This window comes from Maribacter antarcticus DSM 21422 (genome assembly GCF_000621125.1).
Classification (GTDB): Bacteria; Bacteroidota; Bacteroidia; order Flavobacteriales; family Flavobacteriaceae; genus Maribacter; species Maribacter antarcticus.
Map to the genome: position 1 here is coordinate 47480 of NZ_JHZC01000017.1, position 12012 is coordinate 59491.

Genomic DNA, 12012 nt, shown 5'->3' on the forward strand with positions numbered 1-12012 from the left:
CCTATTGGTTGCTATGATGCCTAGCAAATCAGGTGCATAGCAGGGTATGACTTTGCTATTCAGTTTTCACCTTTTAATCTGGCCATCATAGGCATGATTCTTCAGAGTACTATTTTAAACACCAACAGGAATAATTACGGTTGTTCCAATCAGGGTGCTACCTAGTATTTAGTAATACATAGGTTTGTTATTTCTAATTACTCTAAAGGATATAGTTTTAAAAGTTCATCTGGGGTGTAGAAGCCCTTTTTGTCTTTTGTGTCTTCTCGTATTTGTTTTACTTTATTTGGATTGATAACAGATGCCTTATTACCAAAAGCGTTTCTGACATACGTAAGTACTTGAGCTATTTCCTTGTCGTTAAGCAATCCTTTAAAAGCCATCATAGGCACCTGACCCTCGTATTGGTTCCCCATTACGATCATTGGGCCATAGAGTCCGTTTAAGGTAAGCCTTATAAGGCGCTCCTCGCTACCCATTACCCAATCTTGACCTACTAATGTTGGAAATCCTGATGCTTGCAGTCCAGCGCCACTTTCTTGATGGCAGGTGACGCAATATCCTTCGCGTTCGTAAATCTTTTTTCCTTTGGCGAATATTTCTAAATCCTCACCTCTAAGATGTGTTGCTAGTATTTCCTGCTTTTCCTTAGGAAGAAAACTGTTGGTTAGTCTGGTTTTTGCAAAGTTAAAAGAATCTGCTATCCACTCGTCTTTCGGATGTTTTTCGGCAATGTCCAATATCTGTATTCCTTCCTCGGCATCCATCCAAGAAGCCGCGGTTATGGCTTCTAGCCGGACTCTTCCATGAGCATCTGCAGCGGCTGTTTTAAGTAGTTCCAACGAATTGGGAAGTTGATGCCCCATGTAGCGTAATACACGGACCGAAGCCGCCCTCACCCTATGGTCAGGAGATTGTAAGGTCTGTTGCAGTAATTCCGGAGCAACGTTGTTAAGTCCCCAAGAAACCCACAAAGCTTCCAAACGTTGGTGTTCAAAGTTGTTGTCGTCGGGATTCAAGTTTGCTACCCAAGTTTTTAATTTTGATACTACTTGTTCGGCGTCTCTTCCACGCAATTCTCTTTTTGTTCGGTACCGTGTTCTGTATTCTGGTAGTTTAAGGTTGTTCAAAAGCGAATCAATACTGGCATCAGCTATTTTAGCGGGAGTAACCAAAGGTCTAGATGGGTATGTGATTCTGTATATTCTTCCATGGGCGTGGTCACGTAGCGGATCTCGTGCGTTATGCTGCATGTGACCGATAAGGACATTGTGCCAGTCTACCACATAAAGTGAGCCGTCTGGTGCAAACTCTAAATCTACAGGTCTAAAATTTTTATCATTACCATTAATTAAATCTTGACGGTGCTTGGTCTTGTAACCCGTGCCATCTTCTAGCACTTGATGTTGTTTTATCCCTAAGAATCCAATGGTGTTTCCAAGTAACATGTCTCCCTGTACATCGTCTGGAAAGTGGCTGCTTGATACAAATTCTAAACCTGATGTTGGCCGTACGCGGTGTTTCTCTTCAATTAAATTCGCTGTTAAAGGCGACGCTACGCCGTAAATGGATTTTAAGGTGCTTGGCATCATCCATTGCGTGGTAGGGCCAGAGGTGTGCAGAAAGAAATCCTGTCCCCATTCGTCAAAAGCAATTCCCCAAGGGTTTGGTATACTGACTTGTGCTACGCGTTCCAATTTTTTTCGTTGGGGAGCGTATCTGTAAAATCCGCCGTTGGTAGCCCTTACAGGACCATAGGATGTCTCTACGTTGGTATGCAAAAAGACGCCTTCCGCCATATATAATGCACCTGAGGGATCTGCACTAAAAGCTGAAATAGCATGGTGGGTATCATGGTCGTCAAAGCCACTTAATACAATTTCGATTTTATCGGCTTTGTCATCACCATCTGTATCGGTAAATAGTTTAAGGTTCGTTCCTTGGCTTATATAAACCCCTTCAGGGGCAAACTCAAAACCGATGGGCAAATGAAGTTTTTCTGCAAATACCGTTTGTTTATCTGCTTTACCATCATTGTTAGTGTCTTCTAGGATTAGAAGTTTATCATTAGGCCTTGCGTCTCCTGGTTTGTAGTGCGGATAGGAGGTAAGTGTTGCTACCCACAGCCTGCCTTTATTGTCAAAAGAGAGTTGAGCAGGATTTGATAAATCCGGAAACTCGGTTTCAGAAGCGAAAAGTGCTACTTTATATCCCTTGGGTACGGTTAAAGATTGAATAGCATCATCACCATAAAGATAGCCTTCTGGGTCATCTGAATCTCCTAGATTATAATTAGTTTCTACAGTTGGCAAGGCTATGGTTTTACTGTCTGCCAAGTTTACATCATAGGATTTTTGTTGTAGGGTCGCCCAAATGGCGGTATCCCGTATTGCAGTCATCTCCCTTGTTTTCTGAATTTCGTATGGGTAGTTGTCTGGACCAAAAGGAGCATATCTTCGCCCATTTGCATGCACGCCATTGGGGATTTTATAATCGTTGTGCCAAAAGAAATTTTTCTCGTTTACGGCTTCGTTTAGGGCGGTACGTCTATCTTCGATAGTCGCTTTTTTGTTTCCTGTCAACACATCGGCGATATAATTCGAAAATTTTTGATAACCCCTTTCGTTTAATTGGGAACCATCTATGGTAAGGTCATCCTTCTCATACCATTGTGCACTAGGGTTATAAACATCGATAAAAGGGACCTCATTATTTAGGGCTATGGTCTTCATGGCCTCCGCATACAATTTTAAGTTTCTATTTTGGGACTCTCCGTTGGGAACATCATAATCACCTGAACGGTCTTCAAAGGCTATGGGCGAAATAAGTACTAATTCTGGGCTACTTTTTTCGTTGTACTGCTGACTTTTGGTATGCGTTATAAATGCTTGTAATTCGCTTTGAAAATTAGGTAAGCCTTCTTCTCCTTCAAAAGACTCGTTATAGCCAAAAAACGCGAGAATTATATCTGCATCCAAACGATTTAGCCACTCATCTGGATATTCAAATACCCCATCACTACCTGTAGCTTTTGTCAATTCTGTTTGAAATTTTTCTGCGCCTGGAAAGGCCCAAGGTGTATTTCTGGAGGAGTGTGGCCTAAATCCAGGGGTATCGCCACCGTCACACATATTTCTTATGGTTAGGGAGTCTTTAGGAAACTTTAAGTGCATTTCCGTTTCAAAATAGCCATAGTTCAACATTCGTGAGCCAAGATTATTCCCTATTAATGTGATAGAACTTTTAGGGGTTATTTCTACTAATGCGATTGTTTCTTTAGAACAAGATATTCCTAGTAAAATGATAAAAAGGAGTGCGGGGTGTGTATTGGAAAAATGATGTCTAAGTGATTGCATAGTCGAGAAGCTATTTTGGTATTTAGTGCATTTAAATATACTCATAAAAAAGCCACCTTAAAGGTGGCTTAAATTCATACTTTTTGAGCAAGTAATTCTGTCGCCCTGGTTTAGTTGGTTAAAAATCTCTGTAATCTCCCTCTAGAAAGTTGTTGGCTTCTTCTTCTGCAAATTTTGCATTGCTACTGTCCCAGTTCAAGGTTTGGTTCGGGAAGCGGTTCGCGATTACGCCTAAAAGTATCGTCTCCGTTAATTTAGACGCATAAGAGAAGGGAGCGGTACACTCATCTGTGCCTAAGCAGGCATCCACAAATTGGTGATAGTGCTTTGGCCCTTCAGAATCATAATTACGTATGGGCTCCCCCATGTTATTTTCTATACCTATTGCGGCAATTTCTTTGGAAATATCTACATATTCGCCATCTACTATTTTTGTTGGTAACTGCATGAAATGTGGTAATAACAAACGACCCTTGTCGCCAATGAACATAGCGCCTTGTTCTGGGAGTGTTCCCGGTCCACTAGCTTTTGTTTCTAAGGACATTTTTTCTTCAACAGATGCTTCCTTGCTCTCTGTGTTTGCACTTGTAATCTCTGACGCATTAGGTAGTTTTAGGTCCTCATGCATATCTGGTGCTCCTGGTCCATCGGACCAAATCCATTTTAGGCTTTCTGCCGTGTAAGGTGTACCGGGAAATTCGTAGGTAACGCGATTGTTTTCAGGAAACCCAAAACCGTTCGGTTCCCTGCATTCATTCGTTATGGTGCGGGGTACATCTAAGGCTAAGGCGTTGTATGGTGTGTCAAAAATATGAACGCCCATGTCACCTAAAGTTCCACAACCATAGTCTACCAATTTTCTCCAATTCCCTGGATGGTATAACCCTTCTTTATAAGGTCGCTTTGCGGATGTTCCTAGCCATAAGTTCCAATCTAAAGTTTCAGGTACCATATCCTCTCCTGTAGGAATAGGTCCGTCATATCCCCAATTTTTTGGAGACCATGCTCTTACCGTATGTACCTTTCCAATAATACCGGATTGAATCAATAATGTAGCTAATTTATAGTCGTAAAAAGAATGCACCTGAATACCCATTTGGGTAACCAGATTTTTTTCTTCGGCTAACTTTTTCATCGCCCTTGCCTCAGATACGTAGTGTGTTAGAGGCTTTTGGCAATAAACAGATTTATTCATCTCCATCGCCATCATAGAAACTGGGGCGTGGGTATGGTCTGGGGTAGATACGATTACAGCATCTATTCCATCGCCCATTTCTTTGAGCATTACCCTATAATCGCTGAATATTTTCGCGTTAGGGTGCAGCTTTTTGGCTTCTGCCAGATTGTTGGCATCAACATCACAAAGGGCTACCACATCAACCTTCTTGTGCGAAGATATATCTTTAAGATCCGCTGCTCCCATATTGCCAACTCCAACATGGGCAGTTCTAAGCCGCGTTAATGGTGTAGCCTTGGTCGCTAGCTTTTCTTCTTTGCATGCCATTAAAAAGGAAGGCATTAACGCAGTTGTGGATGCTAATATGGCCGATTTTTTTAAAAATTCTCTTTTCTTCATAAAATCGTTATTATAATTTTTTAATTTTTATATTCCGGAACCAGATAGGACTAGAGTGATCTTGAAAACCTATGTATCCTTTTTTAAAGGTTCCATAATCTTCACTATTTTTCCACTTGTCAGAGTGCTTTTTTTCTTCCCAAGCCTCATCCCAAGGCACAAAAGATACTACCATTTCCCCATTAAGCCAATGCTCTACCTTTTCTGAAGTAAATACTATTTTAGAAGAATTCCATTCTCCTACAGGATGAAGCACTTTCTTGGACGTGTCTGCTGGGTGCATTGCATAATCAGATGCTGTTTGTTGTAAAGGTTTTAGCTCTTCGGGTTTGTCGGTGTACCCAAGGCTTAAATTGTATTCGGTAAGATCATGCATTGCAGCATAGTTCTCATCATCGATAAGTTGATATTCTGGAGAAACTTCTGGGATGCTTTTGTAGCCCTCTTTAATATGATAGAAGATGCCACTGTTTCCTCCTTTGGGTAATTTCCATTCTACATAAAATTCAAAATTATCAAACTCCTCTGCACCGTAAATGATGTCCTTACCACCATTATAATCTTGTTCTAGGCCTAGTTCGGTATCAAAGGTAAGCTCCTTGTTTTTGACTACCCATCCTGGAGGCAGTGCCTCTCCGTTATAGGCTCGCCAGCCTTCCGTACTTGTGCCATCAAAAAGTACAGTCCATTCTGCTTCGGGTGTTGCAGTTTCTTGTTGTTCGGTGTTTTCTGTTTTTTTGTCGGTCTTGCAAGAAGCTAAAAGGATAGCCATTATTATTAAGGTACTTAAGTTTCTCATATGTTGCATATATTAATCCCTGAATTTACAGAAAAAAAATGGCGTTAAGCTTTTTTTTTCGCTTAACGCCATTTGCCTCCTGACCGAGGAAATAAAATTACCTGTGTATGGTCTGGGTTCTATCTGGACCTACGGATACAATTTTAATAGGTACCTCCAATTCTTTTTCTAGGAAGCTAATGTATTTGTTGAGCGCAGCAGGTAATTGGTCTACTTTGGTCATTTTTGTTAAATCTTCTTCCCATCCATCCATTTCGGTGTAAATCGGCGTTACATTTTCCACTTCTATATTAAACGGGAGGTGATCGATTTTATCACCTTTATAATTATATTCTGTACATACTTTTAATTTTTTGAAGCCGCTAAGTACATCACCCTTCATCATCATCAACTCTGTAACCCCGTTAATACGGACGGCATATTTTAAAGCTACCAAATCTAACCAGCCACAGCGTCTTGATCTCCCTGTGGTAGCACCAAATTCATTGCCTACGCGTCCCATGGTTTCGCCCTCCTCATCAAAAAGTTCTGTTGGAAAAGGACCACTTCCTACTCTAGTAGTATAGGCTTTAAAAATACCTTTCACATCGCCAATTTGGTTTGGTGCAACTCCGAGTCCAGTACAGGCGCCCGCAGCGGTCGTATTGGATGAGGTTACAAAAGGATACGTTCCGAAATCTATATCTAATAGGGACCCCTGTGCACCTTCGGCTAATATTTTTTTGCCAGATTTTTGTGCTTGGTATAAGTATTCTTCGCTATCTATAAAAGTGAGCTCTTTGAGCTCTTCAATAGCTTTGAAAAAGTCTGATTCTAACTCTGCTAAGTCATATTGTATGTCAACATCATAGAAGCCGATCATGGCTTCATGTTTATTAGCCAAAGACCTGTATTTTTCTTTCCAATTGTTAAGTTCTAAATCGCCCACACGCATCCCGTTTCTTCCGGTTTTGTCCATGTAGGTTGGGCCAATTCCTTTGAGTGTAGAGCCAATTTTAGCCTTTCCTTTTGATGCTTCCGAAGCGGCATCCAAAAGGCGGTGTGTAGGTAATATAAGATGTGCTTTTCTAGAAATTAGTAATTTGGCTTTGATGTCCAGATTAAATTTTAATAAAGCGTCCAGTTCTTTTTTGAAAATTACGGGGTCTATCACTACGCCATTTCCAACAACGTTAATTGCATTTTTGTGGAATATGCCTGAAGGGATAGTATGTAAGACATGTTTTATACCGTCGAATTCTAGGGTGTGTCCTGCGTTCGGACCCCCTTGAAAACGCGCTATGATATCATAATTTTTCGTTAGTACGTCAACGATTTTTCCTTTTCCTTCGTCACCCCATTGTAGGCCCAACAATAAATCTACTGCCATTGTAATTGTACTTGGTTAATTGTTTGTTTGTTCTGTTTTATCTGTATCATTTCCAGGCTGATTCTTTTTTCCGTAAAAATAGAGCGAGTGGGTATTGATTTTAATGTCGAATACTTCTTCTATCGTTTTTTTTATAGTTTGAATACGAGGGTCACAAAATTCCATAACCTCCCCGGTATCTGTAAGTATTACATGATCATGCTGGCGGTCAAAATAGGATTTTTCGTATTGTGCTTGCGTTTTTCCGAATTGGTGTTTTCTCACCAGCTTACAGTCCAACAACAAATCTATAGTATTGTAAAGCGTTGCTCTGCTTACACGATACTTTTTATTTTTCATGTTGATGTAGAGTGATTCGATATCAAAATGATCGTTGCTTTCATAAATTTCCTGAAGTATCGCATAACGCTCTGGTGTTTTTCGGTGCCCGTTACCCTCTAAAAAGCTGGTAAATACGTTTTTCACAATTTCCTGGTTCTTGTCCGAAGCCATAACTATTTTGTTAATTTACAAATGTACAGTTAAATTTTAATTCCTTTTCTAAAGTCTTGTGACTTTGTCTATCCCGTTAATTTGTTTTAGGTTTTCTATTACTTTCTTAAGGATAGCCTTGTTTTTTACTACGACGGTTATTTTTCCCGAGAAGGTTCCACCATCTGTATTAAAATTCAAGTTTCTCATATCCACATGCATGTTACCCGAAATTACTTTAGTGATGTCACTGATTAATCCAAGATTGTCTATGCCGGTTAATTGTATATCTACTCTAAATTCCTCTTGCGAAGAATCCACCCACTTAGCACTGATAATCCTGTAGGCGTAGTTGGATTGCAGTGAAATGGCATTGGGACAATTTTTCTTATGTAGCTTTATGCCTTCTGTTACGCTTATAAAACCAAAAACAGTATCACCTGGAATAGGATTGCAACATTGTGATAGTTTATAGTCTAGTTTTTCCTCTTCCTTGCCAAATACTAGCGTGTCGTACTTAGAGGTGATTTCGTCTTTCCCTATATCTTCTGGAACTGGATTCTTGCGCATCCTATTCTTAAAGAAGCTAATGAACGCGTTGTTGTAGGAAGATGCGAAATCCTTGATCATTTGATTGTCAATAGACCCAACACCCACTCTGTAAAACAAATCGAGACTCGTCTTTAGTTTAAAAAAGCTAACTAATTTATTGATGGAGTCTTCATTTACCGAAATTTTTTGTGATTTGAGTTTCCTTCTTAAAACCTCTTTACCATCTTCTGCAATCGATTTTTTCTCCTCTCGTAATACTGATTTTATTTTGGCTCGTGCTCTGGCCGTAGTGGCATAATCTAACCAGTTTTGATTAGGTTTTGCTTGATTTGAGGTTATGATTTCAAGCTGATCACCGCTATTTAGTGTAGTATTCAATGGTACTAATTTCCCATTTACTTTGGCCCCACGGGTTCGCATACCTACTTCTGTATGAATACTAAAGGCAAAGTCTAATGGAGTGGCACCCTTTGGTAAAGATTTTAGTTCTCCTTTTGGAGTGAATACAAAAATTTCCTTAGAGTATAAGTTTAATTTAAACTCTTCCACAAAATCGACCGCATTGGTATTTGCATTTTCCAAAGCTTCTTGTAGTTTGTTGAGCCAAACTTCTATACCCTGTTCTTTTTGGTTTCCGTGCTTATATTTGAAATGTGCGGCATACCCTTTTTCCGCTATCTCGTGCATACGTTCACTACGTATTTGTACTTCTACCCATTTTCCTTTAGGTCCCATTACCGTAATATGCAAGGCTTCATAACCTGTAGATTTTGGAGATGAAATCCAATCGCGAAGGCGCACTGGATTAGGCGTAAAGTGATCCGTGACTATAGAATAGATTTTCCAAGCTAGAAATTTTTCGTTTTGCTTGTCCGATTTATAGATGATACGAAGGGCAAACTTATCATAGATTTCATCAAAGGAAACGTTTTGCGCTATCATTTTTTTGCGCATGGAAAAAATAGATTTCATCCTACCCTTAATCGTGTAATTTAATCCTTCCTTCTTTAAAGAAGTATCGATAATATCTGCAAAAGCATCTATATATTCTTGCTGTTCCTCCTTGCTATCCTCTACTTTACTTTTAATGGCCTCGTACACCTCAGGTTCCGTATATTTTAAACTTAAATCTTCTAGCTCTGTCTTAATATTGTACAATCCAATTCTATGCGCGAGAGGCGCATATATATATAAGGTTTCGGAAGAAATTTTAACTTGCTTGTGCTCTGGCATGGAATCCATGGTAAGCATGTTGTGGTACCTGTCTGCTATTTTGATAATGATTACTCTTACATCATCATTTAAGGTTAATAGCATTTTTCGAAAATTCTCCGCCTGTTGGGAGATGTTCATGTCTTTTTTTAAGTGTGAAATTTTGGTTAGTCCGTCTACGATTCGCGCTACGGTTTCCCCGAACATTCGGTCAATATCGTCTAGTGTGTATGTTGTGTCCTCTACCACATCATGAAGCAAGGCGGCCGCAATAGATACTGCATCCAGTCCAATTTCAGAGGCAACTATTTTTGCTACTGCAACAGGGTGGAAGATATAGGCTTCTCCAGATTTTCTTCGCTGATCTTTATGTGCGTCTACTGCAATCTCAAAAGCACTACGAATTAGTTGTTTGTCATCATCCGTTAAAGTCTGATAACTAATACGCAGTAGTTCCTTATACTGCCTGGCAATATTTTTATTCTCTTTTTCTAAATCGGCTTCCGTCATACTAGTTTAAATTTACTATAATCCTAGCCGATAGACAACAAAAATTATGCCTTTAAATTCCTAATCCTATCCTTTAACGGTGGATGGGAATAGTGCATGAACACGAATGCAGGATGTGGCGTAAGATTACTGAGGCTGTTTTTGGATAGCTTCTTTAAGGAGCTTACTAATGGGCTAGCAGAAAAAGTCTCTTTGGCAAAATCATCGGCTTGATATTCAAACTTGCGTGAAACGAAATTCATTAGTAATCCAGTAATTTCAGAAATAGGACTGTAAAGTATCCCAAAACCTATCAACGCTGCGTGAAAGCTAGGAGTAGCTACTCCAATAGCGAGTGAAATATCTGGATTATTAATAAAGAGCGATAAAACAAACAACATGGCCCCTGTCAATACAATAGAAGTCACCAAATTAAAGATGATATGATTTTTTTTGTAATGGCCTACTTCGTGCGCTAATACAGCTACAATTTCGTCCTCTTCTAAATCATTAATTAAAGTGTCATAAAGCGTAATGCGTTTTTCCTTTCCAAATCCTGAGAAGTAGGCGTTTGCTTTTGTAGAGCGTTTAGACCCGTTTATGACAAATATATTTTGGAGTTCAAACCCCACGTTTTTTGCATAGGATTCTATTTTGCTTTTTAAGCTTCCGTCGGCTAATGGCTCTTGTTTGTTGAATAGGGGTACAATAAGCTTGCTGTAGAATAAATTCATAAAAATGGTAAAAACGGTTATTAATCCCCACGTATATAACCAAAAATTACTTCCTGCCCATTCAAAGAACCACAGCACCAAGGCGAGTATGCCACCTCCTAAAACGATAATCATAAACCATCCTTTAATTTTATCTATAATAAAAGTCTTTCTCGTGGTTTTATTAAACCCGAAATTTTCTTCAATTACGAAGGTTTGATAATAACTAAAAGGAGTATTCAATACATCACTACCCATCATAATTATGCCGAAAAATAGTAGCGACTGGAATGTAGTATTTGGGGTAATGCGAGAAACAAAGGTATCTATCCATCCAAAACCACCAAAAGCCAATACGCTTAAAATAAGTAGGATGGAGAAGCTAGAGGTTAGAATTCCAAAACGATAATTTGTCCATTTGTACCCTTGCGACTTCTCATATTCTTCCGAGCTATAAACATCAGTAAGGTCCTCAGGAATAGTATCTTTAAATCGCTTTGCATTTAGGAAATTGAGCGTGGTGGCCAGAATATACTCACTTACCAATATGACTATGATGCAGTAAGATATAAGTGTTGTATCCATAATTATTTTATTAATCTTCGTGTCTAACGCAACAGGTCACTTTTTGTTGCTATTTTTCGTTGCGTTGCCGCTTTCCTTCGAATATAAGTATTCCGGCGGATACGGATACGTTCATAGAATCTATAGCTCCTTCCATAGGAATTATGATATTTTGATCAGCATTTGAAAGCCATTCTTGACTTAGGCCTGTAGCTTCTGTTCCAACAACTACTGCGGTTGGTCCTTTGTAATTCACTGAAGTATAGTTTTTTGATGCGCTTAGTGCAGCGCAATACAGGGTGCAGTTTTTATCTTTTAGAAATTGAATGATTTCCGTGGTACTTGCCATCCCTACGTTTCTAGAGAATAAACAACCTACACTAGACCGAATGATGTTGGGATTGTAAAGGTCGGTCTTTGGGTTTGCGATGAGTACGGCATCCAAATTTGCAGCATCGGCAGTTCTTAATAATGCACCAATATTTCCAGGTTTTTCTGGAGCTTCTGCAACTAGGATAAAAGGGTTTTCGTTTTTCAAGGCTAACTCCGATAGTTCATGTGATTTCGATTTCACCATAGCAATTACACCTTCAGTGGTATCACGGTACGCTAATTTTTTATATACTTCTAAGGATAGGTTGATGTGTTGCACTGTTCCATCAAATTTCAATTCGTCTTCAAAACTATCAAAAGCTATTAAAGCATCGCAGTAGCAAAAGGTATCTACAGCATATCCAGCCTTTATCGCTAAGGTTAGTTCCCGTCTCCCTTCAAGAATAAAAAGTCCAGTTTTTCGTCGTTCTCTAGATTTCTCTTTAAGGAGTAACATCTGTTTTATTAGCGCGTTCTGCGGACTCGTAATATGTTTAACATGTTGCATGGATAGCAAAAATAAACCAATCTGTCAGTTA

8 protein-coding genes are annotated in these 12012 nt (G+C 39.3%); all 8 read right to left on the reverse strand.

Features of this window, described 5'->3' with window-relative positions:
• Nucleotides 1–197: 197 nt before the first annotated feature.
• Nucleotides 198–3356 carry a PVC-type heme-binding CxxCH protein gene (locus Q360_RS0113645; RefSeq protein ID WP_027077595.1) on the reverse strand — a complete coding sequence of 1053 codons (3159 nt, stop codon included), beginning with the start codon at nucleotides 3354–3356 and terminating at the stop codon, nucleotides 198–200.
• A 118-nt stretch (nucleotides 3357–3474) separates the two neighbouring features.
• Nucleotides 3475–4932 (reverse strand): Gfo/Idh/MocA family protein, encoded by a 1458-nt coding sequence (locus Q360_RS0113650; protein WP_027077596.1) that lies wholly within the window; start codon nucleotides 4930–4932, stop codon nucleotides 3475–3477.
• A gap of 10 nt (nucleotides 4933–4942) precedes the next feature.
• Nucleotides 4943–5731: a 3-keto-disaccharide hydrolase gene (locus Q360_RS0113655; RefSeq protein ID WP_027077597.1), complete on the reverse strand. Its 789-nt coding sequence runs from the start codon at nucleotides 5729–5731 to the stop codon at nucleotides 4943–4945.
• A 97-nt stretch (nucleotides 5732–5828) separates the two neighbouring features.
• Nucleotides 5829–7100, reverse strand: a complete 1272-nt coding sequence (locus Q360_RS0113660; RefSeq protein ID WP_027077598.1) for an adenylosuccinate synthase — start codon at nucleotides 7098–7100, stop codon at nucleotides 5829–5831.
• Between the two features lie 15 nt (nucleotides 7101–7115).
• Entirely contained in the window at nucleotides 7116–7592 is a 477-nt protein-coding gene (locus Q360_RS0113665; RefSeq protein WP_027077599.1) for a Fur family transcriptional regulator, read from the reverse strand.
• A gap of 48 nt (nucleotides 7593–7640) precedes the next feature.
• Nucleotides 7641–9845, reverse strand: coding sequence for a RelA/SpoT family protein (locus Q360_RS0113670; RefSeq protein WP_027077600.1), 2205 nt, complete (start codon nucleotides 9843–9845; stop codon nucleotides 7641–7643).
• Between the two features lie 44 nt (nucleotides 9846–9889).
• Nucleotides 9890–11122 (reverse strand): M48 family metallopeptidase, encoded by a 1233-nt coding sequence (locus tag Q360_RS0113675; RefSeq protein ID WP_027077601.1) that lies wholly within the window; start codon nucleotides 11120–11122, stop codon nucleotides 9890–9892.
• A gap of 49 nt (nucleotides 11123–11171) precedes the next feature.
• A complete protein-coding gene (locus Q360_RS0113680) occupies nucleotides 11172–11930 on the reverse strand; it encodes a TrmH family RNA methyltransferase (RefSeq protein WP_245603266.1) in 759 nt (252 codons plus the stop codon).
• Nucleotides 11931–12012: the final 82 nt, after the last annotated feature.